The organism is Nonomuraea sp. NPDC049269, assembly GCF_043197155.1.
Taxonomy (GTDB): Bacteria; Actinomycetota; Actinomycetes; order Streptosporangiales; family Streptosporangiaceae; genus Nonomuraea.
The window spans coordinates 1,252,364-1,275,760 of sequence record NZ_JBICSO010000002.1; the positions used below are offsets into that span (position 1 = coordinate 1,252,364).

General features: G+C 69.5%; 25 protein-coding genes. 12 read left to right on the forward strand and 13 right to left on the reverse strand.

Features of this window, described 5'->3' with window-relative positions:
• Nucleotides 1–27: 27 nt before the first annotated feature.
• From ACGFNP_RS15935 to ACGFNP_RS15955, 5 genes are read left to right on the forward strand one after another with little or no spacing between them, the layout of a single operon-like run.
• Nucleotides 28–840, forward strand: coding sequence for a carbohydrate ABC transporter permease (locus ACGFNP_RS15935; protein ID WP_358340783.1), 813 nt, complete (start codon nucleotides 28–30; stop codon nucleotides 838–840).
• A complete protein-coding gene (locus ACGFNP_RS15940) occupies nucleotides 837–1,685 on the forward strand; it encodes an NAD-dependent epimerase/dehydratase family protein (RefSeq protein WP_393319060.1) in 849 nt (282 codons plus the stop codon). The genes ACGFNP_RS15935 and ACGFNP_RS15940 overlap by 4 nt, the downstream gene beginning before the upstream one ends.
• Nucleotides 1,682–2,938, forward strand: a complete 1,257-nt coding sequence (locus ACGFNP_RS15945; protein ID WP_393319063.1) for an enolase C-terminal domain-like protein — start codon at nucleotides 1,682–1,684, stop codon at nucleotides 2,936–2,938. Before ACGFNP_RS15940 ends, ACGFNP_RS15945 begins: the two co-directional genes overlap by 4 nt.
• 25 nt (nucleotides 2,939–2,963) lie before the next feature.
• Entirely contained in the window at nucleotides 2,964–3,980 is a 1,017-nt protein-coding gene (locus tag ACGFNP_RS15950; protein WP_393319066.1) for a LacI family DNA-binding transcriptional regulator, read from the forward strand.
• A 20-nt stretch (nucleotides 3,981–4,000) separates the two neighbouring features.
• Nucleotides 4,001–5,602, forward strand: a complete 1,602-nt coding sequence (locus ACGFNP_RS15955; RefSeq protein WP_393319069.1) for an FAD-dependent oxidoreductase — start codon at nucleotides 4,001–4,003, stop codon at nucleotides 5,600–5,602.
• Between the two features lie 4 nt (nucleotides 5,603–5,606).
• On the opposite strand, the gene ACGFNP_RS15960 is transcribed toward ACGFNP_RS15955, so the two are convergent.
• Genes ACGFNP_RS15960 through ACGFNP_RS15975 form a run of 4 tightly spaced genes read right to left on the reverse strand, consistent with a single transcriptional unit; the run spans nucleotide 5,607 to nucleotide 9,828 of the window.
• Complete coding sequence (locus ACGFNP_RS15960; RefSeq protein ID WP_393319072.1) at nucleotides 5,607–6,890, reverse strand: bile acid:sodium symporter family protein; 1,284 nt, start codon at nucleotides 6,888–6,890, stop codon at nucleotides 5,607–5,609.
• Nucleotides 6,891–6,905: 15 nt separating this feature from the next.
• The gene (locus ACGFNP_RS15965) at nucleotides 6,906–8,240 is read right to left on the reverse strand and encodes a Dyp-type peroxidase (protein ID WP_393319075.1); all 1,335 of its coding nucleotides are present in this window, start codon (nucleotides 8,238–8,240) and stop codon (nucleotides 6,906–6,908) included.
• Between the two features lie 22 nt (nucleotides 8,241–8,262).
• A complete protein-coding gene (locus ACGFNP_RS15970) occupies nucleotides 8,263–9,279 on the reverse strand; it encodes a hypothetical protein (RefSeq protein WP_358340770.1) in 1,017 nt (338 codons plus the stop codon).
• A gap of 15 nt (nucleotides 9,280–9,294) precedes the next feature.
• A complete protein-coding gene (locus tag ACGFNP_RS15975; protein ID WP_358340768.1) occupies nucleotides 9,295–9,828 on the reverse strand; it encodes a hypothetical protein in 534 nt (177 codons plus the stop codon).
• A 117-nt stretch (nucleotides 9,829–9,945) separates the two neighbouring features.
• On the opposite strand from ACGFNP_RS15975, the gene ACGFNP_RS15980 reads away from it, so the two are divergent.
• Both ACGFNP_RS15980 and ACGFNP_RS15985 read left to right on the forward strand, forming a co-directional pair.
• The gene (locus tag ACGFNP_RS15980; RefSeq protein ID WP_393319080.1) at nucleotides 9,946–11,457 is read left to right on the forward strand and encodes an FAD-dependent monooxygenase; all 1,512 of its coding nucleotides are present in this window, start codon (nucleotides 9,946–9,948) and stop codon (nucleotides 11,455–11,457) included.
• On the forward strand, nucleotides 11,427–12,026 hold the full coding sequence (locus tag ACGFNP_RS15985) for a TetR/AcrR family transcriptional regulator (protein ID WP_358340764.1): 600 nt from the start codon (nucleotides 11,427–11,429) through the stop codon (nucleotides 12,024–12,026). The genes ACGFNP_RS15980 and ACGFNP_RS15985 overlap by 31 nt, the downstream gene beginning before the upstream one ends.
• Before the next feature lie 74 nt (nucleotides 12,027–12,100).
• Here the strand turns inward: ACGFNP_RS15985 and ACGFNP_RS15990 are convergent, their stop codons facing one another.
• Nucleotides 12,101–12,307 carry a cold-shock protein gene (locus ACGFNP_RS15990; protein WP_219534776.1) on the reverse strand — a complete coding sequence of 69 codons (207 nt, stop codon included), beginning with the start codon at nucleotides 12,305–12,307 and terminating at the stop codon, nucleotides 12,101–12,103.
• Nucleotides 12,308–12,565: 258 nt separating this feature from the next.
• Here ACGFNP_RS15990 and ACGFNP_RS15995 point away from each other — a divergent pair, with 258 nt between their 5' ends.
• Both ACGFNP_RS15995 and ACGFNP_RS16000 read left to right on the forward strand, forming a co-directional pair.
• Nucleotides 12,566–13,318, forward strand: a complete 753-nt coding sequence (locus ACGFNP_RS15995; protein ID WP_393319085.1) for an SDR family NAD(P)-dependent oxidoreductase — start codon at nucleotides 12,566–12,568, stop codon at nucleotides 13,316–13,318.
• A 4-nt stretch (nucleotides 13,319–13,322) separates the two neighbouring features.
• Nucleotides 13,323–13,664: a MerR family transcriptional regulator gene (locus ACGFNP_RS16000; protein ID WP_393319087.1), complete on the forward strand. Its 342-nt coding sequence runs from the start codon at nucleotides 13,323–13,325 to the stop codon at nucleotides 13,662–13,664.
• Here the strand turns inward: ACGFNP_RS16000 and ACGFNP_RS16005 are convergent.
• The 6 genes from ACGFNP_RS16005 to ACGFNP_RS16030 form a co-directional block, all read right to left on the reverse strand.
• A complete protein-coding gene (locus ACGFNP_RS16005) occupies nucleotides 13,659–14,501 on the reverse strand; it encodes a hypothetical protein (protein ID WP_393319090.1) in 843 nt (280 codons plus the stop codon). The two genes, ACGFNP_RS16000 and ACGFNP_RS16005, sit on opposite strands and share 6 nt — an antisense overlap.
• Nucleotides 14,502–14,678: 177 nt before the next feature.
• On the reverse strand, nucleotides 14,679–15,632 hold the full coding sequence (locus ACGFNP_RS16010) for a branched-chain amino acid ABC transporter permease (RefSeq protein WP_358340756.1): 954 nt from the start codon (nucleotides 15,630–15,632) through the stop codon (nucleotides 14,679–14,681).
• Entirely contained in the window at nucleotides 15,629–16,489 is an 861-nt protein-coding gene (locus ACGFNP_RS16015; RefSeq protein ID WP_393319093.1) for a branched-chain amino acid ABC transporter permease, read from the reverse strand. The genes ACGFNP_RS16010 and ACGFNP_RS16015 overlap by 4 nt, the downstream gene beginning before the upstream one ends.
• A complete protein-coding gene (locus ACGFNP_RS16020; protein WP_393319096.1) occupies nucleotides 16,486–17,145 on the reverse strand; it encodes an ABC transporter ATP-binding protein in 660 nt (219 codons plus the stop codon). The genes ACGFNP_RS16015 and ACGFNP_RS16020 overlap by 4 nt, the downstream gene beginning before the upstream one ends.
• Nucleotides 17,142–17,897, reverse strand: a complete 756-nt coding sequence (locus tag ACGFNP_RS16025) for an ABC transporter ATP-binding protein (RefSeq protein ID WP_393319099.1) — start codon at nucleotides 17,895–17,897, stop codon at nucleotides 17,142–17,144. The genes ACGFNP_RS16020 and ACGFNP_RS16025 overlap by 4 nt, the downstream gene beginning before the upstream one ends.
• A 2-nt stretch (nucleotides 17,898–17,899) precedes the next feature.
• A complete protein-coding gene (locus ACGFNP_RS16030; protein WP_393319102.1) occupies nucleotides 17,900–19,078 on the reverse strand; it encodes an ABC transporter substrate-binding protein in 1,179 nt (392 codons plus the stop codon).
• Nucleotides 19,079–19,243: 165 nt separating this feature from the next.
• On the opposite strand from ACGFNP_RS16030, the gene ACGFNP_RS16035 reads away from it, so the two are divergent.
• On the forward strand, nucleotides 19,244–20,344 hold the full coding sequence (locus ACGFNP_RS16035; protein WP_393319105.1) for a 5-methyltetrahydropteroyltriglutamate--homocysteine S-methyltransferase: 1,101 nt from the start codon (nucleotides 19,244–19,246) through the stop codon (nucleotides 20,342–20,344).
• A gap of 27 nt (nucleotides 20,345–20,371) precedes the next feature.
• Here ACGFNP_RS16035 and ACGFNP_RS16040 read toward each other — a convergent pair whose 3' ends face one another.
• On the reverse strand, nucleotides 20,372–21,169 hold the full coding sequence (locus ACGFNP_RS16040; RefSeq protein WP_358340747.1) for a class I SAM-dependent methyltransferase: 798 nt from the start codon (nucleotides 21,167–21,169) through the stop codon (nucleotides 20,372–20,374).
• A 100-nt stretch (nucleotides 21,170–21,269) separates the two neighbouring features.
• Here ACGFNP_RS16040 and ACGFNP_RS16045 point away from each other — a divergent pair, with 100 nt between their 5' ends.
• A complete protein-coding gene (locus ACGFNP_RS16045; protein WP_358340745.1) occupies nucleotides 21,270–21,809 on the forward strand; it encodes a CGNR zinc finger domain-containing protein in 540 nt (179 codons plus the stop codon).
• On the opposite strand, the gene ACGFNP_RS16050 is transcribed toward ACGFNP_RS16045, so the two are convergent.
• Nucleotides 21,802–22,728 (reverse strand): D-2-hydroxyacid dehydrogenase family protein, encoded by a 927-nt coding sequence (locus tag ACGFNP_RS16050; protein WP_393319109.1) that lies wholly within the window; start codon nucleotides 22,726–22,728, stop codon nucleotides 21,802–21,804. The genes ACGFNP_RS16045 and ACGFNP_RS16050 overlap by 8 nt on opposite strands.
• A gap of 161 nt (nucleotides 22,729–22,889) precedes the next feature.
• Here ACGFNP_RS16050 and ACGFNP_RS16055 point away from each other — a divergent pair, with 161 nt between their 5' ends.
• Entirely contained in the window at nucleotides 22,890–23,375 is a 486-nt protein-coding gene (locus tag ACGFNP_RS16055) for a CHRD domain-containing protein (RefSeq protein WP_393319112.1), read from the forward strand.
• Nucleotides 23,376–23,397: the final 22 nt, after the last annotated feature.

Below are 23,397 nucleotides of genomic sequence, written 5' to 3' on the forward strand. Positions count from 1 at the left end.
GTGATCTCCGACACCGAAAGGCGCGGGATGCGCCTCGGCTTGGGCACCACCCAGGTGCTGCTCATCGTGGCCCTGGTCCTGGAGGGTGCCGGGCCGATCTACTGGATCTTCAAGGGCGCGATCTCCTCCACCCAGGAGTCGCTGCGCCGGCCGCTGGCCCTGTGGCCGGCCGACGTGCGATGGTCGAACCTGGCGGAGGCGTGGACGACCCTGGAGGTCGGCCACTACCTGACGAACACCGTCGTACTCGTCGGCGGCTCCTGGTTCACGCAGCTGTTCGTCGCGACGACAGGCGCCTACGCCCTGTCGGTCCTGCGGCCCTCCTACGGCAAGTACGTCTATGGCGCGGTCCTTGCGACGCTGTTCCTGCCTGGCACGGTCTCGATGGTCTCGCTGTACCTGACCGTCCTGGACCTGTCCATCGCCAACACCCCGCTGTCGGTGTGGTTGCCCGCAGGGGCACACGCCTTCAACGTCCTGCTGGTCAAGCAGTTCTTCGACGGTATCCCCAAGGAGCTGTTCGAGGCGGCGCGCCTCGACGGCGCCGGGCCGTGGCGGATCTTCACCCGGCTGGTGCTGCCCATGTCGCGTCCGATCCTGGCCGTGGTATCACTGCTGGCTGTCATGAACGCGTGGAAGGACTTCCTCTGGCCCATGATCGCCCTCACCGACACCGAGAGCCAGCCGCTGGCGGTGGCCCTGCCCCGGCTCGCGGACACCTCGGACCAGGCCCTGCTCATCGCCGGGATGCTGATCGCGATCATCCCGCCCGTTGTGGTGTTCCTGCTGTTCCAGCGGCAGATCATCCGGGGCATCGCCTTCACGGGGCTGAAGGGATGAGGGTCCTGGTCACCGGTGCGGCCGGCCGCCTCGGTTCCGCCGTACTGACCGAACTCGCCTCGCGGGACATCGCCGTGACCGCGCTCGTCGCGGAGGATCCCGGCCCGCTGGCGGCGGAGCGGGTCGTCGTGGGCGACGCCCGTGATCCGGCCGCCGTCCGCTCGGCCCTCGAAGGGGCCGACGCCGTCGTCCACACGGCGGCGCTGGCCTCGCCCGAGGTGGCGGCGCCCGAGGTGGTGTTCTCGGCCAACACGCTGGCGACGTTCGTCGTGCTGAACGAGGCGGGGGAGCAGGGGGTACGGCGAGCCGTGATCGCCAGCAGCTTGTCGATCACTGGTCTGCCCTTCGCCAGGTCGCGCCCGAGCCCGCCGTATCTGCCGCTGGACGAGCTGACGCCGTTGCGGATCGAGGATCCGTACGCGCTGTCCAAGCAGGTGGACGAGGCCACGGCGGTGATGATGCACCGGCGGCACGGCATGACCGTCGTCGCGCTGCGTTTCCCGTTCCTCGGCGACCGGGCCAGGCTCGCCGCGCGCGCGGAGCGGCTGGCCAGGGAGCCCGCGGCCGGGGCCGCGGAGGTGTGGAGCTACCTCGACCTGCGCGACGCCGCGCGCGCCTGTCTGCTCGGGCTGACGGCTCCGCTGCACGGCGCGCCGGTCGTCTTCGTCGCCGCGCCCGAGACGCTCGTGACGACTCCCACCGAGGAGTTGCTCGCGACACACCACCCCGGCGTGCCGTGTCGTACGGCGTTTCCCGGCAGAACGGTGGCCATCGATCTCGAACCGGCCAGGCGGCTGCTCGGGTTCACCGCCTCGCATCCGTTTCCAGAGGAGCGACAATCATGATCATGCCGGAGACGCAGGCGCCGTGGGAGGCCAGGGACGGGCTGCGCATCACCGGTGTGCGCACGATCGTCACCGCCCCGGGCGGGGTGCCGCTCGTCGTCGTGCGGGTCGACACCTCGGAGCCCGGCCTGTACGGCCTGGGCTGCGCCACCTTCACCCAACGCTTCCACGCCGTGGTCGCCGCGATCGAGCAGCACGTCGCGCCCATGGTCATCGGCCGGCATCCGGCCGATATCGAGGACATCGGCCGGATGCTGCACTTCTCCTCGTACTGGCGGGGCGGGCCGGTGCACAACAACGCGCTGTCCGGCATCGACCAGGCGTTGTGGGACATCGCGGGCAAGCGTTTCGGTGTGCCGGTGTACGAGCTGCTGGGCGGGCGGGTCAGGGCGGCAGCCGCCGTCTACACCGGGGCTCGCGGTGGCGAGATCGAGGAGTCGATCGAGCGGGCCGCCGCGCTCGCCGAGAAGGGCTACCGCTACGTGCGGCTGCAGGCGGGCGGGCCGGGGCTCGGCACGTACGGCGGCGTCGGCACGCCCGGCGGGTATCCCGGCAGCCCCCATCCTGACGGCTGGGACGTCGGTCACTACCTGCGGACCACGCCGCGGTTGTTCGAGCGCGCCCGCGAGGTTCTCGGTGATGAGCTCGGCCTGCTGCACGACGCGCACAACCGGCTCACGCCGAAGGAGGCCGTGGTGCTCGCGCGGTCGCTGGAGCCGTACCGGCTGTTCTTCCTGGAGGACCCGCTCGCGCCCGAGCACTTCGACCGGCTGCCCGAGGTGCGGGCGGCGGCGCCGATGCCGATCGCCTCCGGCGAACTGGTCTCCTCGGTGACCGACGCGGCGCGTCTCATCACCTCCGGTGGCGTCGACTACCTGCGCCTGCACGTCTCGGCCGTCGGCGGGCTGACGCCCGTGCGCAAGCTCGCCGCGTTGTGCGAGCTGACCGGGGTACGGACGGCCTGGCACGGGCCGCCGGACGTGTCGCCGGTGGGTGCCGCGGCCAACGTCACACTCGACGTCACCAGCCCCGCGTTCGGGATCCAGGAGGCGCACGTCTACCCGGAGACCGTGCACGAGGTGTTCCCGGGAACGTTGCGGACGGTCAACGGCTACATCGCCCCCTCCGACCGGCCCGGCTGGGGTATCGACCTCGATGAGGACGCCGCCAGGCGATATCAGCCGGAGACGCACCTGCACGAGCGGTGGGCCGCACAGGTGCGCAGGCCGGACGGCGGGATCGAGGCTCCGTGATCTACTACTTTTTGGGGGATATGCCATGAGTCGCCCTCGTCAGGCGGACATCGCTCGACTGGCCGGCGTCTCGCAGCCGACCGTGTCGCTGATCCTCGGCGGCGGCGCCGCCGCCGTGGGGATCGCCGAGGAGACCCAGCGCAAGGTCATGGAGGCCGCCGCGCAGCTCGGGTACATGCCCGACCCGATCGCCACCCGCCTGGCGGCCGGGCAGAACAACCTGCTCGGTCTCTACACCTTCACCTCGACCTTCCCCACCGAGATGTCCCACGCCTACTACCCGTTCCTGGTGGGCATCGAGGAGGAGTCGGCGGCGCAGGGCTACGACCTGCTGATGTTCATCGCCTCCAGCATCACGGGCGAGCGCCCGCACGCCCAGGTGCTCAACCGGGTACGGCTGGCCGACGGCTGCCTGTTCCTGGGCAGGCACCTGCCCGTGCCGGAAATGGATCGCCTGCTGGCCACCGATCTGCCCGTCGTCTACATAGGGCGGCACGACGAGTTCGGCGACCGCCTGCCCTACGTCGGCGCTGACTACGTCTCCGCGAGCGCCGCCGTGGTGCGGCACCTGGCGGGGCTCGGCCACGAGCGCATCCTGTACGTGCGCGAAGCCGACGAGGCGATCACCTCCGTCGACAGGGAGGCGGGCTTCAGGAGCGGCATGGACGAATGCGGGCTGGCGGCCGCGGTGGTGCGCACCGACGGCACCGACCTGACCCCTGAGCGGTTGCGCGCCTGGCGCGAGCAGGGCGTCACCGCGATGGTCACCGAGGCCACCGACACCGACGCCGCCCACCGCGCCCTCCTGGTGGCCGCCGAGCGCGCGGGTCTCCGCTTCCCTGACGACCTCTCCTTGGCCACGCTCGGCGACCCTCGCGACCGCGCGGCAGGTCTCACCGGCTTCGCCGTACCCCGTCGCGAGATGGGGGCCGCGGCTGTCCGGCTGCTCACGAAACTCATCGCGGGAGACCGTACGGTCCTCAGGCACCAGCTCATGGCCTGCGAGCTGGAGCCAGGCGAGACCGCGGCACCTCCCCGCTAGCCCTTGGAAAGGCACCACCCATGACCGACATCCTCATCGTCGGCGGTGGGCTCGGCGGCGTCGCCGCAGCCCTGGCCGCCTGCCGCGCGGGCCACGACGTCGTCCTCACCGAAGAGACGGACTGGATCGGTGGCCAGCTCACCGCGCAGGCCGTACCCCCTGACGAGCACCCGTGGATCGAGAGCTACGGAGCCACCGCCACTTATCGTGACGTGCGCGGCTCCATCCGCGACTACTACCGGCACTGGTACCCCATGACCGGCGGCGCACGGCGCTGGCGCGAGCTGAACCCCGGCGCCGGATATGTCAGCAAGTTGTGCCACGAGCCGCGCGTCTCCCTGGCGATCCTCAAGGCCATGCTGGCTCCCCACCTGGCCGCCGGGCGGCTGCGCGTCCTCCTGGAACACCGCCCCGTCGACGTCGAGGTGGACGGCGACCGCGTCAGGGCCGTCACGCTGCTGGACACCCGCTCCGGCGACTCGCACACCATCGCCGCCGCCTATGTCCTCGACGCGACGGAGACCGGCGAGTTGCTGCCGCTGGCGAAGACGGAGTACGTCACGGGCGCGGAGGCCAGGAGCGAGCACGACGAGCCGCACGCGCCGGAGGAGTATCAGCCGCTGAACATGCAGGGCATCACCTACTGCTTCGCCGTCTCGCACCACGAGGGTGAGAACCACGTCATCGACCGGCCGGTGGACTACGGATTCTGGCGCGACTACCGGCCAGGCTTCTGGCCCGGGCCGCTGCTCGGCTTCAGCGCACCGGACCCACGCACCCTGGAGCCCGAAGCCCGCTGGTTCGACCCCAACCCGCCCGGTGACCCCCGCGGAGTGCTGGCCGACCAGAGCGCCCAATCAGGGGACAAGGACCTGTGGATGTTCCGCAGGATCCTCGCCCGCGACCTGTTCGAGCCCGGTTTCGCCGCTTCCGACATCACTCTGGTCAACTGGCCGCTGAACGACTACTGGCTACGCCCGATCATCGAGGTGGATGCCGACACGGCCGCGCTGGCGCACCGGGAGGCCAAGCAGCTGTCGCTGTCCCTGCTGTACTGGCTCCAGACCGAAGCGCCCCGTCCTGACGGTGGCACCGGTTTCCCCGGGCTCCGGCTCCGCCACGACGTGGTCGGCACCGCCGACGGGCTGGCGAAGTCCGCCTACGTCAGGGAGTCGAGGCGCATCCGCGCGGTCACCACCGTCACCGAGCACCACGTCTCCAGGGCCATCGTCGGTGACCGCGGCACGCCGCGGCACCATGACTCCGTCGGGGTCGGCGCGTACCGCATCGACCTGCACCCGTCGACCGGCGGGGACAACTACATCGACATCGCCAGCGTGCCCTTCGAGATCCCGCTCGGCGCGTTGCTTCCGGTCACGATGCGCAACCTGCTGCCCGCGGGGAAGAACCTCGGCACCACGCACATCTCCAACGGGTGTTTCCGCCTGCACCCGGTGGAGTGGAACGTGGGTGAGGTCGCGGGCCATCTGGCGGCGTACTGCCTGCGTCGGGGGGTGGAACCGCAAGAGGTCAGGGAGCGGGAGGCGCTGCTGGAGGAGTTCACCGGGGAGCTGGACAAGATCGGGGTGGAGCGCCACTGGCCGGCGCCTGCGGGCTACTGAGCCTTCAGCCCGTAGGTTCCGATGCGCGATAAGCGGCGGCCAGATGGTCCTGGAGTTCGGCGTGCCGGAACTGGTAGATCGGGCCGACCGCGCGCAACAGGCTGAGGCGGTGCGCGTCGTCCAGGAACAGCATCAGCTTGCGGGGAAGCCGACCGGCCAGGGCAAGACGGATGGTAGCGATCAGGTACGCCATCCAGGCGTGGTGATGCCCGGCCGCGAGCCCGGCGGTGAGACCGAAGGCGAGCGCGTACACAAGGCCGACCGAGAACCCGAACGCGGGGGTCTCGGTGAGCCCGGCTGCGAGCCCGGCTGCCAGGCCGCCCGTCAGGGCGGCACTGAAGCCGATCGTGCCGGCGCGGACGAGGTTGAGCGTCCGGTCGGCTCGCCAACTGGTCAGTGGGGTGCTGGCCTGCCCCTCCGGGGTCGGAGCCTCCGCCCAGGCGGCGAACCCCGACGCGGTGCCGTGGGCGAGGCCGACCGCGAGCGCGGAGACGGCCCCGGCGACGAGGGTGGAAACGACGGAACCGACGGTGAGCCACATCAGGATCACCATCGCCAGCCCGGCGGCCAGGCCGAAAACCAGGCCGCGCACCGGGGTGGTGCGGCGGGGCCAAGGTCCGGTGGCCAGGGCCGTGCCGAGAGCGAACACGATGATGGCGAAGACGAAGCCCGTGAGCAGGGTGAGTGAGCCGATCAGCGCGATGACGGCCCGCCAGTTGCCGACCAGCATGCCCACCAGCACGACGAGGAACGTCACGTTCGACACCACGGCGGCCACGGGATGCCACGCCTGCGCCGTGGACGCGGCGTAATGGCGGACGATCAACCCGACGGCGAACGGTACGAGCTGGAGGACCGCCACGGTCAGCATCAGCGTCGCGACGTCGAGCGAGACCCCACCACCCACGTTCGCGGTCTTGAGGATGACATTGACCGTCGGCCCGAAGGTGACGCTGCCGATGGCGGCCAGCAGCACCTGCGTCGCCGCACCGGCGACCACGTCGCCGTTCTGCACCATGGCGAGTTTCGCGCCGAACGGTCCGCCAGGTGAGGACGCGACGAGCAGCAGCGCGATGAACGAGGCCGCGGGCAAGCCGAACAGCGCGGCGACACCCCAGCCGAGGAGCGGGACGCACACCAGGTTGGCCAGGAGTACCAGCAGGAGCAGCGGGAGGTCGGTGAAGACGGTACACAGCGCCGGCAGGGTGGTCGCGAGACCGGCGGCGAACATGGTGGCCGCTATGAAGACAACGGTGACGGCGTTGAACAGCAACTGAAGTGTGTTCATGTGGATCCCAGGTCCTCAGTCTGTGAGGTCACCCAGCCAGCGCAGCGCGGTCAGTCCCGGCATGAAGCAGTATTCGCCGCCGCGCGTGACGACGAACCGCGGCAGCGCGACCAGGCGTCGCCGTACGGGACGCCGGGGAATGGTGAAATCGCCGGAGCCGTCGTGGGCACCGATGACGGGATCCCGCGCGTCGCCCGCGCCGAAGAAGACGCCGTCGTTCATCCATTCGGACTGGGCGAACTCGAACTGCCGCCCCAGGTGCGCCCCGACGAAGGCGAACATCAGCCCGCGATCGGCCCCGTCGTCTTCCAGGACGCCCTCGGGCAGCAGCGGGCCGTAGGCGGTGCCGCGTCTGATCATTCGGTGCAGCCTCGGCACTCCGGCCACCGCCGCGTCCCGGGGGTTGCCCCGTCGGATGTGGCTGCCACCGGGAGTGGCGAAGCCGGCCGGATCGTCCTGCGCGTACAGGAAACTGTTGTTGCGGTACGGGTCGGCGCCGAGCGTGGGATCGTCGTGCAGGGGGCAGAGCGCCAGAGGCGCGCCGCTGCGCCAGCGGCCCATGATCTTGGCGGCCAGGAGTTCCTCGTCCTCGGGGCTGGTGGCGTTGTCCTTCAGGTAGCGCCGGAACAGGGCGACGCGCTGGTGGAGCTTGCGGAAGACCACGTAGGTGCCGTTGCGGCCGAGCACCTCGGGCTTCGGCGTCTGGATGCCGCCGAGCTCGTCGGGGTAGCCGAGCACGAATTCGCCGGCTTTGAGGGGCACCTCCAGCTTGTTGGATCCGGCGATGCCGCTGCCCTCGACGGCCGGATGGCTGATGCCGTCGCGGTAGCCGAAGGGTTCGGTCTCGGTGGGCAGCGCGTGGCAGTTCTGACGCCAGATGGCCGTCACACCGGGGAGGGCGTCGTAGGCCGGGCGGGCACGGTCGATGGCCGCCTCCAGGTGCGTGCTGTCGGGAGCGAGTGCCACCAGCACCACGTGCGCCTCGGGCGTGCCCAGCGGCGCCTCCCAGTGCTCGGGGGCGCTCTCGCCGACGTCGCCCAGCGCTTTGGCGCGTGCGGCCATGCCCTGCCGGAACTCCCAGGCGAAGGTCTCCAGCGACTCCCGCGGCACCCCGAGCGCCTTCAGGCCGTGATAGGTGAGCGCGACACTGACCCAGGTCTCGCCCAGTGGGCTCACCGTGTCGGCGGCCGAGGTCGTCACGGCGCCGACCCGCCGCATCAGCTCCCGTCCGCGGTCGCGGTCGTCGATGCGGAACAGGATGTAGGTCGCCGCGTACGGGCTCGGCCGGGGGCTGAGGACCCCGCGCTGGATGTCGTCGAGTTCGAGCTTGACGGGGGTTCGCTCGCTCACGGAAACCCGCCTTCTTCCCGCGCTACTTCGCCGAGACGATGTTGTTCCAGAAGGCGCGCAGGCTTTCGTCGACGCCGAACAGCGAGCTGAAGATCGTGGTGTCCGCCATGATCACGTCACCGGCCCGGTCACCGCTGGGCGGCATCCACAGGAACATGTTGAACTCGGTGTTTCCGGCCTCCGTGAAGGGGTGCGGTCTGGACAGGTCGATCGGCTGTCTGCCCAGCACATGGATGACGTTCGGGTCGTCGGTGGTCACGGCGTAGTGGGGGAGGTGCATGTGGAAGTTGAAGCTGGACACGCCTTCCAGCCACCTCTTGGTGTCCAGATCCCGGGCGATGGACAGAGGAGCGCTCTTCTTCCCTTCCGTCACCGCGGGACGGAGGCCGTAGCGGTTCTCGACGGGCACCCCCAGACCGGCGATCAGCGATCTGGTGTACCTGCCGAAGCGTTGCTGGCGGGGCACCAGCGCGTCACCGTGGTGCCGATATTCGATCTCGCGCACCGCCAGGTCGTCCGACGCGCCCACGTCATGATGCGGCCCCAGGGCCAGGCAGGTCCCTTCGCGGGTGAGGAAGTCACGCACCGCCTCGATCTCGGCGGAGGTGGCGTCCTGCCCGGTGATCATGTGGTCCAGCCCCCACACGAACATCGTGTCGGTGTCGGCCAGCACCCGCTCGTCCAGAGGGGTGTGGAATCCGGCCTGGTCGACGCGTTGATACACGGGTACGGGATGTCCGGTGGTCTCCTGGACGAACTGCTGGAAAGGCAGCCAGCCCCAGAAGAACAGCTCCAGCCCGCCCGCGATGCCTTGCTGGAACCGCAGCGGATCCGACCACTTCGGGTCTTCGTAGGCCGGCCAGGTCACGCGGCGCACTTCGGTCATCGTGGAGAACCGGTTGTCCAGCTCGGCCGGGTTCCTGCCCGCCTCGGCTGGATAGCTCCACGCGACGTAGATGCTCAACCGCCGCCGGCCGGGAGTGTAGGGACGCGGTACGTGGTTCTGGTTGTAGGTCCGCGCCGTTCTGAACTCGTTCATCTCGCCTCCGGGCCGTCACTGGAGCTGGTCGAGCATCTCCGACAGGGCGCTCTTGATCCGCAGAGCCTTTTTGATCTCGTCCGCGGTGACGTACGGATACTCGCCGTACTCGATGAAGCTCGGGCAGTGATGCTCACGGACGAACCTGATGAACGCCTCGGGGTTGGTCCTCCAGTCCTCGGGGAAGCCTTCGAGGTTCTCGAAGGCCGTGCTCACGCCCGCCTTGCTGAACAGCGCGATGGCGTCCTCGGTGTACTTGTCGAAGTCGGTGTCGAAGATCCCCTGGTACATGAAGCGCGTGTCGTCGTCGAAGAGCACCCAGCGCAGGTAGTGCAGCTTGAGCGGCGCGAGGAGATACGGATCGCCTTCCAGGGCCTTGGCGAGCGTGGAGCCGTACTCTCGCATGGCATCGGCCCGGCCTGGTTTGACCTTCGCGATGACGGTGAACCCGTAACATGCCGGGCTACGCGGGTAGACGGGGCCGTACTTCCCCTGCTCCAGCCGGTCGGTCTCCTTCGGGATGACGACCGCCTGCGGCCTGATGTCCATGGCCGTCCCTCTCCATCGTCCTGCTCACGGGGGGAGACTGAAGCGACCTGACTATGACAATTGTCGCACAGGGTAGCGCGTTGAAGACTTAGTAATCGGTACCGTATCGTTTACTAAATGACCGTACTCATCGTGGGCGCCGGCCCCACCGGGCTGGCCCTGTCCATCCACCTGGCACTGCACGACATCCCCGTGCGCGTCATCGACGCCGCTCCCGCCCCCGCCACCACCTCCCGCGCCCTCGGCCTGCAACCACGCGGCGTCGAGGTCCTCGAACGGATCGGCGCGCTCGGCGAGCTGCCACAACGTTCCCAGTCGTCCCTCAACATGTCCTACAACGAGGGATCCCGTACCGTACTGCGGTTCCACGTCGGCCAAGCCGTCGCCGACCAGCCGAAACAGGCGCTGCTGATCTCACAGGCCGACGTCGAGGGCACCATGCGGCAACGCCTGGCCGAACTGGGCGGCCACGTCGAATGGGGCACCCGGCTGGTCGCCGCCCGGCAGGACGACGCGGGCGTCACCGCCACCGTCCAGACCGCCGACGGCGCCGAACATCACGTCGAGACCCACTGGCTGATCGGCTGCGACGGCGCGCACAGCACCGTCCGCAAACTCGCCGCAATCGGCTTTCCCGGCCGCAAACTCCTTGAGCGCCTGCTCATGGTGGACGTACGGGCCCAGTGGCCATGGGACAGGAACGGCAGCACGACCTGGATGGATGCCGGTCACATGCTGTCGGTCACCGCGCTGCCCGACGACACCTGGCGGGTGTTCACCGAACCACCGTCGGACCTGCCGGACCAACTTTCCGAAAAGGAGATCACCGACCGGGTGCTGAGCGAGCTCTCCCGCCGCAGCGGCGTCGACCTCGACACGGTCACGGACATTCGCTGGGCCACGGAGTTCCGCATCCACCGTCGGCTCGCCGACGCCTACCGGCGCGGCCGGATCCTGCTCGCCGGAGACGCGGCACACATCCAGAGCCCCACTGGCGGTCAGGGGCAGAACACCGGGCTGGGCGACGCGGAGAACCTGGCCTGGAAGCTGGTGCTGGTCGCCCGCGGCCGCGCCGACCAGCGGCTGATCGACACCTACGAGGGCGAACGACGACCGCTGGCCCGCAAAGTCCTCCGCGCCACCAGCGCCGCCGTGGGCATCATGCTGCCGCACGACCCGTGGAAGCGCCTGCTGCGCGACAAGGTCGTCCTGCCGGTCGTCCGCCTGCCCGCGGTGCAGCGCCGGCTGTGGCGGGCCGCCTCCCAGCTCGGCATCAGCTACCGGGGCGGTCCGCTGGCTCCGGGCGCGCATCGGTGGATGCCGGGCCCGCGTCCCGGCGACCGGATGCCCGACCTCACCTGCCGACGTCTCGACGGCGGCCGGACCACGCTGCACGCCGCGATCTCCGGGCGCTGGGTGGTGCTGGCCGGCGATCAGGATGTCGCCCGCCGCCACGTCGAGGCCGCCGCGGCGCTGCTGGGTGCCGACCTCGTCGTCGGGCTCACCCCGGTGGAGCGCGGCTCGTCCGACGTGGTGCTGATCCGTCCTGACGGGCACATCGGTTGGCGTGGCCGTCCGGCACCCGACAAACTGACGGCATGGCTGAACCAGGTGCTGTGGCCCGCGTAGAACGCCACGGCCGCCCACGCGACCCGGGAAACGACGCCGCCATCCTGGACGCGGCGTTGGACCTGCTGATCGAACGCGGCGCGGCGGGCACCAGCATCGAAGCGGTCGCCCAACGCGCCGGCGTGGCGAAACTGACCGTCTACCGGCGCTGGCGAGCCAAGGACGACCTCCTGATGGCCGCGTTGGAGCACGCCCGTGCCTCCGACATGGACGCCGCCCCGGCCGGGCAGACGATCGACGAACTGGTCTCGTCCATCGCCGAGCTCCTCAGCCGCCCCCGCTTTCGCGCGCTGATGGCACGTGTCATCGGCGCCTCGGTCGACTACCCGCAACTGGTGACCGCCTACACCGAGCGCTACCTGAAGCCACGACTGGACGCCCTGACGCAGATCGCGCAGCGGACCATCGACGCCGGTCTCCTCCCGCCGGACACTGATCCCGGTGTCATCCGGGAGATCCTGGCCAGCTCGATCGGCTCCGTCCTGCTCCAGCATGAAGAAGACGTGACCGCGGCACAGATCGAGCGCCGGCTGCGGAGCCTGTTGCACCACATCGGATATCGGTCGTGATTTCCCGGCCGCTGAACGCAGTAAGGGCCCGCATCCATGCGGATGCGGGCCCCTACCTAAGGCATGCGCCGTGATCAGGCGGGAACGATGTTCTCCGCCTGCGGGCCCTTCTGGCCCTGGACGACATCGAAGGCCACCTTCTGGCCCTCGGTCAGCTCACGGTAGCCACCGTTCGAAATGATGTTGGAGTAGTGGGCGAAGACGTCGGCGCCGCCGCCGTCCTGCGCGATGAAGCCGAAGCCCTTTTCCGAGTTGAACCACTTCACGGTTCCGGATGCCATATCAATCTCCTTCTGATGGTTGCAGATACGGGATCCGCACTTTACGGATCCTGTGTCGCTTTGATGAGCCCATCCGGAGATGACCGGCAAACAAAAAACGCACCTGAACTTCATGCTAGGTCAGGTGCGCACAAGTCTTTATGGGTACCACAACTGCAACGTTCAGACCATAGCACACATTTTGCCGCAGCCGCAAACCCGTACGAGCGGGCTCCGCACTTGACCTTGACCCCAGGGGCCGGGTTTAGCGTCCCGCCCATGGAAGACACCCTTCACGGCCGGGCCGTGCTCATCACTGGTGGCGGTACCGGGATAGGCCGGGCCACGGCGCGGCGTTTCGCCGCCGCGGGCGCCGACGTCCTCATCGTCGGACGTACGGCTGAGACCCTGGTGGCGGCCGCCGAGGAATGTCCCGGCATCCGGATGTTCGTGGCCGACGTCGCCGCGCCGGACGGCCCGGACGCCATCGTGGCCGCCGCGCTCGACGCGTTCGGCCGGATCGACGCTCTGGTCAACAATGCCGCCATCACTCGTCCGGCGGCACTTGAGGCGATCGACAGGAAGATCGCCGAGGAGCAGCTCGCCACGAACCTCCTGGGACCGGTGTTCCTCACCCAACGCGCGCTGCCGTACCTGGAGAACGGGGGCACCATCGTCAACGTCACGTCCAACCCGCCGCACTATGGTTGGGCGAACAATTCGATTTACGGGTCCACGAAGGTGGCCCTCGATTTCCTGACCCACACGTGGGCGGTCGAGCTCGCGGAGCGCGGTATCCGGGTCGTGTCCGTGGCGCCGGGGGTGACATCGACGTCGGTGCTCGGCAACGCCGGGTTCTCGGCCGAGGAGATCGCCGCCGTGGGAGAGTCGCTTCGGGCTCGGATTCCGTTGGGGCGGATCGCGCGGCCGGAGGAGATCGCCTGGTGGATCGTGAACGCGGTACAGCCGGAAGGCGGTTATCTCAACGGTACGGTCATCCGTGTCGACGGTGGGCTGAGTGCGTCTGGGTGAGAAAATGCTGATCGGAGAGCTGGCCAACAGCGCAGGCACCACCATCAAGGCGCTGCGCTATTACGAGCAGGAGGGCCTGCTGCACCCCCGGCGGGCGCCGAACGGTTACCGGGAGTATGACGAGGCGGCCGTCACCCAGGTGAGCACTATCAAGGCGCTGCTTTCACTCGGCCTTACCGCCAACGACCTTCGGGCCTTTCTGCCCTGCCTCGGTGAGGGCCTCCCCGACGGGCCCATCTGTCCCGACAGCGCGCGGGTCATCGCCCGGAAGCTCTCCGATGTGGAGGGGAAGATCGCCGAGCTGGAAGTTCTGCGCGGGCGGCTGATCGAGGCGCTGAATTCATGATCCGTTGATGCTGAACGGCGAGAACCACTGACTGATGACCCGCACCTTCCCAGGAGACGGAGGAATGACGGCGACGTAAATGGCGCCGCTCTTCATGGTGACCTTGGACTTGTAGAACGCGCCGCGGCTCAGCGCCGCCCATCCGCGCTGCGTCAGCCGCAGCTCCGCCGCGCCGGGGCGGGCGGTGTAGGTGTCCTGCTGGCGCACGCCGTACCAGACCACGGCGCCGCCGTCCTCCGTCCTGAGCGCGTAGATCTCCGGTACGAGCTGCGGCTGGTATTTCAGCGTCCACTGGCCCCGCGCCTTCTGCCGGTCGCTCCGCAGGCCGGCGACGAGCTCGGTGGTGTAGTCACCGGAGGCGAACATTCGCTTGGCAGCCGCGTCCTCGCCGAGTGTGCTCATCAGGCGCGTGTGCGTCTCCGCCGCCTGCCGGGGGGAGGCGGCCAGGTCACCGCGTTCGTCGGCGTTCAGGGCGGTGGCGAGACCGTTGGGATCCGTCGCGATGGCGGGTGGCCGCGCCACGGAGCCGGAGACCACCCGCCATCCTTCGGCGGTCTTCTGGAAGATCAATTGCGTCCAGTCCGACCCGGTCTGGTATTCGGCCAGGAACCAGGCGCCGCTCGGCGGAATCGCGAACCGCGTCTTGGTGAAGGCGGGTCGTTTCCCTGGGCGTTCGCCGAGCAGCGCGTTCACCCGGTTGTCGGCGTTGGTCATTTGCAACGAGAGCCCGGCTTCCGCGGACTTCCAGTCCGCCTGCTTCGCCAGGCGCTCGTACTCGCCGAGAATGCGTTTGGCCTCGGCCTGGGGAACCGGGGCGAAGGCCGCGGGAGAGGACACCGCGCCACCCGCGAAAGCCGGTTGTGCGGGTTCGCCACCGCTACATGCGGCGGCGCCGGATAATGCGAAGAAAATGGCTAGATACCGGATCTTCATGGCCGTCTCCGGAAAGTCGATTGCCACGAAGTACGTAGTGCGCCCTATTAGAGGTTCACTGGTATGCCAGATGAGTAACTCTCAACGATCTTTAAATCGTGCCCGGGTGAACGTGGGCAGCAGCCCGCGGGGCAGGAAAAGCACGACGAGGATGAGCACGAGCGCGTAGACCGCGTACGACAGCACGCTCGGCGCGTACGTGGGCATCCCCGGCAGGCTCGCGACCCTGTCGAGCCCCTGCACCAGCAGCGTGATCGCGGTGGCCCCGACCACGGCTCCCCAGACCGTGCCCAGCCCGCCGACGACGGCCATGACGATGTACTGGATCGAGATGAGCACCGGGAACGACCCCGGCGCGACGTACCCGGTGTAGAAGCAGTAGATGCCGCCCGCAAGGCCGGCGAAGGCGGCCGACAGCGCGAAGACGACGAGCTTGTAGCGGCCGACCGGGATGCCGGCGGAGGCGGCGGCGGTCTCGCTGGTGGCCAGGGCGCGCAGGGCCCGGCCCGGCCGGGAGGTGATCACGTTGTGCGTCACGAGCATCACCAGCGCCAGGCCTGCCCATGTCAGGTAGGCGTACGCCGGCGCGCTGCCCGCCTCGAACGAGCCGACGCCGAACTGCGGGATGGCCTGCAGCCCGATGTCCCCGCCGGTGACGTCGAGCTGCCCGGCCAGGGAGAGCAGGATCAGCTGCATGGCCAGGGTGGCGAAGGCTAGGTGGTGGCCGCGGAGCCGCAGCAGCGGCGTCCCGATCACGAGGGCGAACGCGGCCGCCGCGACGGGAGCGGCGACCAGCCCGACCAGGGGAGGGACGCCGTTCAGCGCGAGCAGGGCGGCGGTGTAGGCGCCGATGGCGTAGAAGGCGCCCTGGCCGAGCGAGACCTGCCCGGCGTACCCCATGAGCAGGGAGACCCCGACCGTGACCATGGCCGCCAGGCCGAGCAGGATGTACACGGCCAGCGAGCTGTCGTCCAGCACGACGGGCAGGACGAGCGTGACGGCGGCGATCAGCAGCCCGACGGCCGGCCGTTTCACACCGCCTCCTGGTGGATGGTCGATCGGCGGCTCGCCTGTACGATCATGACCACGAGCATGAGACCCAGGGCGACCTCCAGCTGGTGAGACCCGTACCCGTACCCCGCCGCCATGGTCTCGGCGACCCCGAGCAGCAGCGCGCCGCCGAGAGCGACGGCCGGACGGGTGAGCCCGCCGAACACGGCGGCGGCGAAACCGTTGACGATGAGTGTGACGTCGGTGTCGAACGAGATGGGCCGCAGCGGCGTGACCAGCACTCCGGCGATGCCGCCGAGCAGCCCGCCCAGGGCGAAGGCCAGCAGCCCCATCAGCCGGGTGTCGATGCCGATCACGCGGGCGGCGTAGGGGTTGGAGGCGCACGCGGTCAGCGCCTTGCCCAGGTAGGTGCGGCCGAAGAAGAGGACGAGCAGGACGAACGTCGCCGCGGTGACGGAGATGACGAGCAGATGCTGGGTCTGCACATGAGCCCCGGCGATGGTCACGGAGCCGGCCAGGCCCGGGGCCGAGCGCGGCTGGTCGCCCCACAGGACGATCTCCACGGCGTAGGCGAGGACGCCCACGCCGAGCGTGATGATGAGCGACGACAACGGAGTGGTGTCCCGTTTGCCGGTGGCGGCCAGACCGGTCAGGAGCCCCGCGAGCGCGGCGACCAGGACGGCGGCCACCTCGCTGACCCCGTGGGGAACCCCGAGGCCCAGCAGCGAGGAGGTGCAGAGCCCGGCGACGACGGCGAAGGTGCCCTGGGCGAAGTTGACCACCCCGGTGACCCGGTAGATGGTGACCAGCCCGCTGGCGATGAGCGCGATGGCGCACCCGACGGCCAGCCCGTTGAGCAGATAACCGATGAACGCGCTCATGTGATCGCCCCACCCAGGTACGCGCCGGCCACGCGCGGGTCGTCGGCCAGCTCGGCGCACGCGCCCTCGGCCACCACTCGGGCGGACTCGAGGACGTACGCCCGCTCGCACAGCTCGAAGGCCAGCCGCGCGTTCTGCTCGATGAGCAGCACCGTCAGGCCCAGCGTCCGGTTGAGCTCGACCAGGTGACCCGCCAGCTTCGCGGTGAGCAGCGGCGCCAGCCCCAGCGACAGCTCGTCGACCACGAGCACGTCGGGCCGCGACATCAGGGCCTGGCCGAAGGCCACCATCTGCTGTTCACCGCCCGACAGCACGCCCGCGCGCCTGCCGGACAGCTCGGCCAGCTGGGGCAGCAGCCGGTAGACGGAGGAGGGGTCGCGCAGACCGGAGCGCCAGCCGCCGAGGGCGAGGTTGTCGGCGACCGACAAATCCGGAAAAAGTTGGCGGCCCTCCGGGATGAGCGCCAGCCGGCCGCCGATCCGCACCGTGCCGGACGCCGGGGTGAGGAGGCCCGCCAGGGTGTTGGCCAGCGTCGACTTGCCCGCCCCGTTCGGGCCGAGCAGCGCGACCATCTCGCCGCGGGCCACCGAGAGCGTGACGTGGTCGAGCGCGATGGCCGCGCCGTACGAGACGACCAGGTCGGAGACATCGATCATGAAGCCTGTCCGAGATAAGCGGCGAGCACGAGCGGATCCGCGCGTACCTCGGCCGGAGAGCCGTCCGCGATGACCCGCCCGAGGTCGAGGACCACGACGCGGTCGGCGAGCCGGGTCACGAACGCGACGTCGTGCTCGATGAGCAGAATGGTCAGCCCACTCGCGCGCAGCTCCTCGACCAGGGCCGCGAGCCGTTCGCGCTCGCCGCCGCGCAGGCCGGACGCGGGCTCGTCGAGCAGCAGCAGCCTGGGCCGCGCGCACAGGGCGCGGGCCAGTTGCAGCGCCCGCTGCTGGCCGATCGGGAGCTGGTCGGCGGCGCGGTCCGCCCACTCGGCCAGCCCCACCCGGTCCAGGGCGAGATCCGCCTCGCGGACGATCTCGCGCTCGTCGGCGCGATGCCGCGGCAGCCGCAGCGCCGCCGCGACGAACCCGGCCCGGGTCCGGCTGTGCATCCCGACCATGACGTTCTCCCTGACCGTCATGCCGCGGAACACCCGGGCGCCCTGGAAGACGATGGACATGCCGAGCCGGGCCCGCCGGTGGGGCGGCAGCCGCTCGACCCGGCGTCCGAGAAAGGTGATCTCGCCCCGGTCCGCGGGCAGATGGCCGGTGATGAGGTTGAACAGGGTGGACTTGCCGGCGCCGTTGGGCCCGATGACCCCGCACACCTCGCCCTCCGCGACGCTCAGCGAGACGTCGCCGACGGCGTAGACGCCTCCGAAGGAGCGCGAGATCCCGGTGACCGTCAGCACCGCTACTCCGCGGCCACGGTCTTGGCGAGCTGCGTCTTGGCCCAGGCAGTGGTGATGAACTGACCGTTCTTCACGGTGTTGACCGAGATGTACTCGGGGGAGAGCCCGGAATGGTCGGTGGGGGAGTAACGGAACCGGCCGTTCGGCGTGACCAGGTCCATGGTCTCCAGCGCCTGCTGGATCTTGGCCTTGTCGGTGCCCCCAGCCTTCTTGATCGCCTCGAACAGCAGCAGGCTCGCGCTGTAACCGTCCTGCGCGAACTGCGGTGGCGGGTAGCCGTGTTTCTGCTGGTACGGCTTGGCCATCTGCTCGATGACCTGCTTCTGCTTGCCGTCGGGTAACTGCTCGCCCACCACGCCGATGGCGCTCTGCACGGTCATCCCCTCGGCCGCGGCGCCCATCGGCTCCAGCCAGAGCTTGCTGGCCTGGGACGCGGTCAGGAACAGCGGCACCTTCAGCCCGGCGGCGGCGTACTGCTTGGCGGCGGTGACGCCGGGCGCGCCGGAGCCCCAGAAGACCAGCGCCTCGGCGGCGGAGCCGCGTACGTGGGTGAACAGGGGGCTGAAGTCGGAGGTCGTGGTCTCGTACGGCTCGTCCACGGCGATCTTGACGCCGTATTTCGGGGCGAGCGCGACCATGGCCTTGTGGCCGGAGACGGAGTAGGCGCTCTTGGAGTCGTAGGCGACCGCGATCGTCTTGAGGCCGGTGGCCTGGATGTACTGCAGGTAGCGCTCGGCGTACATGCTGGACAGCGCGGGCGTGACGAAGACGTACGACTTGATCGGCTCGACCTGCTCCTGGGCGGGCGCCAGCGACAGGTACGGCATCTTGTCCCGCTGGGCCAGAGGCTCGATCGCCAGTGCCGAGTTGGAGAAGACCGGGCCGATCAGCGCGTCGATCTCGCCCTTGATCTGGTTGTAGGCAACGATGCCCTGGTCCGGGGCGGTCTTGTCGTCGCGGGCGACGAGCTCCACCTTGCGGCCCAGCAGCCCGCCGCCGTTGTTGATCTGTTCGACGGCCAGCTCGACGGCCTTCTTGTCCTCGCTGCCCAGCGGGGTGTAGTTGCCGGTCAGCGAGACGATGAGGCCCACTTTGATGGGGTCTTGGGTGCTCGATCCGCCACTGCCGCAGGCGGCCGTGGCGAGAACGAGACAGGCCAGGGACGGGAGAAGCCTGCGCATCAGGACCTCCTGGACCGCGAATGTGGCCCTGAATGTAGGCAGGCTTTTTACGCCTGTCAATAGAGTGCCCAACATTGTGATCGGGAGGACGTTGGGCAGAACGGTGACAGCCGTTGCACCGTGGCCTAACTTGGGGCGTACGACGCTCAAGAGAAGGTGATCCACATGCGCACCTCACCCCCTTTCCGCGCAGACCATGTCGGCAGCCTGCTCCGGCCGCCGGCCCTGCTCCGCGCCCGTGAGAGTCTCACCGGCGAGGCGCTGCGCGAGGTGGAGGACGAGGCGATCCGCGAGGTCGTACGCAGGCAGGAGGAGCTCGGTCTGCAGGCGGCGACCGATGGGGAGTTCCGCCGGGCCTCCTGGCACATGGACTTCATCTACCAGCTCGGCGGCATCGGCCAGGCGACCGGCGAGCACATCACGGTCCGCTTCCACAACGAGCAGGGCGACCTCGAGTTCACCCCGGCGGCGATGCGGGTGCACGACAAGATCAGGCTGGACGAGCCGATCTTCGCCGACCACTTCACGTTCCTGCGCGACACCGTGACCACGGTGGTGCCCAAGCTGACCATCCCCTCGCCCAGCATGGTCCACTACCGGGGCGGTCCCGCCTCCATCGACCCGGACGTCTACCCCGACGTCGAGGAGTTCTGGAGCGACCTCAGTGCCGCCTACGCCGAGCAGGTCCGCAGGATCGGTGAGCTGGGCTGTACCTACCTGCAGTTCGACGACACCAGCCTGGCCTATCTCAACGACCCGGCGCAGCGGGCGGAGCTCGCCGAGCGCGGCGACGACGCCGAGCACATGCATCTGCGCTACATCAAGCAGATCAACATCGCGCTCGCGGCCAAGCCCGAGGGTATGGCGATCACCACGCACATGTGCCGGGGCAACTTCCGTTCCTCCTGGGCCGCCTCCGGCGCCTACGACTACGTTGCCGAGGCGCTGTTCGGCGAGCTGGCCGTGGACGGGTTCTTCCTGGAGTTCGACGACGAGCGCTCCGGCGGCTTCGAACCCCTGCGCTTCGTGCCGCCGGGCAAGATGGTGGTGCTCGGCCTGGTCACCACCAAGCGCGGGGAGCTGGAGTCCAAGGACGCGCTCAAGCGGCGCATCGACGAGGCCGCCAAGTTCGTCGACCTGGACCAGCTCTGCCTGTCCCCGCAGTGCGGCTTCTCCTCCACGGTCGAGGGCAACGTGCTCACCGCCGACGAGCAGTTCGCCAAGCTGGCCCTGATCGTCGAGACCGCGCGGGAGGTGTGGGGCTAGGAAGCCCCGGCCAGGTCGCGGCGGGCGTCAGGTGCGGATCGCGGACCGCGCAGAGCCGCGGGCGCGGACCGCGCAGAGGAGGCGGTTGTTGCCGCGCTGCCAGAGCGTGCCGACCTCGGCGAAGCCCGCCCGGCGCAGGGCCTCGACGTGCTGGGACAGCCGGCCGGACTCGGTGCCGCTGTGGGCCGCGCCCGCGGTGGTGCGAGCGGTACGGGCGTCGTTGAGTTCGGTGAACGCGGGCTCGGCTTCGATCGCGTCCCACCACTGCCGCCAGTCCTCCGGGCGGTCGCCCGCGAACACCCGGTCGGTGTGGCGGTCGTGGATGGCGCGTTCGAGCCGGGCGATGGCCGGGGTGGTGTCGTCGTCGGAGTCGAAGTGGTCGCCGTTGAGCAGCAGCCCGCCCGGCCGCAACACGGTGACCAGGTCGGCGTACAGCTTCCGGAGGTCCGGCTCGGCCAGCCAGTGCAGCGCGGTGGTGCTCACCGCGACGTCGGCCGGGCGGTCCAGGCGCAGGGACGCCGTCCAGCCCGGTGTCCGCAGGTCCACGTCGACGAAGCCGAGCTGCGGGTACGCGGCCCGGCCGAGACCGAGCAGCAGCGGGTCGGCGTCGACCGGGATCACCGTGGCCTCGGGCAGCCGCTCCAGGAGCCGGGCGGACAGCGAGCCCGGCCCGCAGCCGAGGTCGATGACCAGCGGGTCGGGGCGGCCCAGGGCCTCGACGGTGTCGATCAGCGCGGTGAAGCGCTCCTCGCGGTCGGGCAGGTAGCCCTCCTGCTGCCGGTCCCAGCGCGTGATCCAGTCGAGTGCGATCTCATGGGTGAGCACGTCGTCTCCTTGTGACCATCGTTTAACCTTTAGACAGTCACAAGCTAAAGCATGGGATGTAACTGGTCAAGTGAATTTCAACAGTCACACGGACACGGTCGTGAGAGTCGCCGTGGCAGTGGTCAACGCGCTGACTCCGGGCGAGAGCCGGGGGCGGCCCTGGCCGGCGCCACGCGATCTCGCCGCCACCGCCACCGACGTGCTCCGTGCCGTCTACCCCACGCATCCCGAGGTCACCGAGGCGGAGGCGGGCGAGTACGCCGAAGTCGCGGCGCGCCTGCGGGTGGTCTTCCAGGCCGTCGCGGATGACGACATCGACACGGCGGCGACGCAGGTCAACAGCCTGCTCGACGAGTCGCGCGCGCGGCCGATGCTCCAGCGGCACGACGGCGAGCCATGGCATCTGCACTTCCACGGCACGGGCGGCACCCTGGCCGGTGACTGGGCGGCGAGCTGCGCCACCGGGCTCGCGATCGTGCTCGGCAGTGAGTTCTCCGAGCGGCTCGGCGTGTGCACGGCGCCGCACTGCGACCGGGTCTACGTGGACGTGTCACGCAACGGCACGCGCCGCTTCTGCTCCACCGCCTGCCAGAACCGGGTCAAGACCGCGGCCTTCCGGGCGCGGGGCAAGGTCACGTGAGCAGGCGGACCGGGGTGCCCGCGAGGAAGGCCTCGATGTCGGCCACGGCCTCGCGGAAGTAGGTGCGGTAGTTGCCCCGTGTGACGTAGCCGAGGTGCGGCGTGGCCAGGACGTTCGGCAGCGTGCGCAGCGGATGGTCGTCCGGAAGCGGTTCCCGGTCGAAGACGTCCAGCCCGGCGCCGGCGATCCGGCCCTCGGACAGCGCCTCGATCAGGGCGGCCTGGTCCACGATGGCCGCCCGCGAGGTGTTGACCAGATAGGCCGTGCGACGCATCAGCGCCAGCTCCGGAGCGCCGAGCAGCCCGCGGGTCGTGTCGCTCAGGACGAGGTGGATCGACACGATGTCCGACTCGGTCAGGAGCGCCTCCTTCGTGGCCGCGTACCGTACGCCCAGCTCGCCCGCCCGATCGGCGGTCAGATTGCGGCTCCAGGCGACGACGTCCATGCCGAAGGCGCGGCCGATGGCGGCCATCTGGGAGCCGATCTTGCCGAGGCCGAGCAGGCCGAGGGTGCTGCCGCGCAGGTCCAGGCCGATCGTGTGCTGCCAGGGGCCGCCGGTCCGCAGGGCGGTGGCCTCGGGGACCAGGTGGCGGGCCAGGCCGAGGATCAGGGCCCAGGTCAGCTCGGTAGGGGGCGCCGAACTGCTGCCCGTGCCGCAGACCGTGACGCCGTGGACGCGGGCGGCGTCGAGGTCGATGGAGGCGTTGCGCATGCCCGAGGTGATGAGCAGGCGGAGGTTCGGGAGCCGGGCGAAGAGCTCGGCGGGGAACGGGGTGCGTTCCCGCATGATCACCACGATCTCGTGCTCGTGGATGGCCCGGACGAGGTCGTCCTGGGTGGCGAAGTGCTCGCGAAAGCTCGTCGCCCGGACCGCCGCCCAGTCGGCCAGACCGAGTGCGATATCCTGATAATCATCCAATACAGCACAGCGCAGCATAAATGCGGATATTACCGGCGATGTCCCCGGCAGGCACAGGTCGCTTGCCGTGTCGCCACTTCGCCCTAACTTCGCCGCCGTGGCTTATCGCCATATACGTGCGGAAGGGTGTCCTGAAGTCTGATGGGAGAGGAAATCATCCCATGCGCAGACCCTTGGCAGCCGCCACCCTCACAGCAGCGGCCCTCATCACCACCTTCGTCGCCCTCCCTGGCGCGGCGAACGCGAGCCCGGCCGGCACCGCCGACCGTACGCACCGCGTCTTCATGAACGGCAGGCAGGAGGTGCCCGGCCCCGGTGACCACGACGGGATGGGCGTCTTCACCTACCAGGTGAAGGGCTCGGAGCTCTGCTACACCATCACCGACCGCCACATCAAGCCGGCCACGGCGGCCCACATCCACAAGGGCAAGAAGGGCGTGGCGGGCCCGATCGTCGTCACGCTGAAGACCCCGGCCAAGGGCTTCGCGAAGGGCTGCATCAAGGCGGTCAAGGACGAGAACAAGAAGAACGCCGCGCTCGTCCTGACCCGGAGCGAGCTGCACGGCATCGTCGACTCGCCGCAGCGGTACTACGTCAACGTGCACAACAAGAAGTTCCCCATGGGCGCCATCCGCGGCCAGCTGTGACCCCCTGCTCCAGCTCCCCGGT

Coding starts and splice junctions, on each gene's coding strand:
- ACGFNP_RS15950 (WP_393319066.1), top strand. CDS start 2,964: ATGAGTCGCCCTCGTCAGGCGGACATCGCTCGACTGGCCGGCGTCTCG.
- ACGFNP_RS15995 (WP_393319085.1), top strand. CDS start 12,566: ATGGAAGACACCCTTCACGGCCGGGCCGTGCTCATCACTGGTGGCGGT.
- ACGFNP_RS16035 (WP_393319105.1), top strand. CDS start 19,244: ATGCGCACCTCACCCCCTTTCCGCGCAGACCATGTCGGCAGCCTGCTC.
- ACGFNP_RS15945 (WP_393319063.1), top strand. CDS start 1,682: ATGATCATGCCGGAGACGCAGGCGCCGTGGGAGGCCAGGGACGGGCTG.
- ACGFNP_RS15975 (WP_358340768.1), bottom strand. CDS start 9,828: ATGGACATCAGGCCGCAGGCGGTCGTCATCCCGAAGGAGACCGACCGG.
- ACGFNP_RS15960 (WP_393319072.1), bottom strand. CDS start 6,890: ATGAACACACTTCAGTTGCTGTTCAACGCCGTCACCGTTGTCTTCATA.
- ACGFNP_RS15955 (WP_393319069.1), top strand. CDS start 4,001: ATGACCGACATCCTCATCGTCGGCGGTGGGCTCGGCGGCGTCGCCGCA.
- ACGFNP_RS15940 (WP_393319060.1), top strand. CDS start 837: ATGAGGGTCCTGGTCACCGGTGCGGCCGGCCGCCTCGGTTCCGCCGTA.
- ACGFNP_RS16030 (WP_393319102.1), bottom strand. CDS start 19,078: ATGCGCAGGCTTCTCCCGTCCCTGGCCTGTCTCGTTCTCGCCACGGCC.
- ACGFNP_RS16055 (WP_393319112.1), top strand. CDS start 22,890: ATGCGCAGACCCTTGGCAGCCGCCACCCTCACAGCAGCGGCCCTCATC.
- ACGFNP_RS15970 (WP_358340770.1), bottom strand. CDS start 9,279: ATGAACGAGTTCAGAACGGCGCGGACCTACAACCAGAACCACGTACCG.
- ACGFNP_RS15980 (WP_393319080.1), top strand. CDS start 9,946: ATGACCGTACTCATCGTGGGCGCCGGCCCCACCGGGCTGGCCCTGTCC.
- ACGFNP_RS15935 (WP_358340783.1), top strand. CDS start 28: ATGCGCCTCGGCTTGGGCACCACCCAGGTGCTGCTCATCGTGGCCCTG.
- ACGFNP_RS16020 (WP_393319096.1), bottom strand. CDS start 17,145: ATGATCGATGTCTCCGACCTGGTCGTCTCGTACGGCGCGGCCATCGCG.
- ACGFNP_RS15985 (WP_358340764.1), top strand. CDS start 11,427: ATGGCTGAACCAGGTGCTGTGGCCCGCGTAGAACGCCACGGCCGCCCA.
- ACGFNP_RS16015 (WP_393319093.1), bottom strand. CDS start 16,489: ATGAGCGCGTTCATCGGTTATCTGCTCAACGGGCTGGCCGTCGGGTGC.
- ACGFNP_RS15990 (WP_219534776.1), bottom strand. CDS start 12,307: ATGGCATCCGGAACCGTGAAGTGGTTCAACTCGGAAAAGGGCTTCGGC.
- ACGFNP_RS16000 (WP_393319087.1), top strand. CDS start 13,323: ATGCTGATCGGAGAGCTGGCCAACAGCGCAGGCACCACCATCAAGGCG.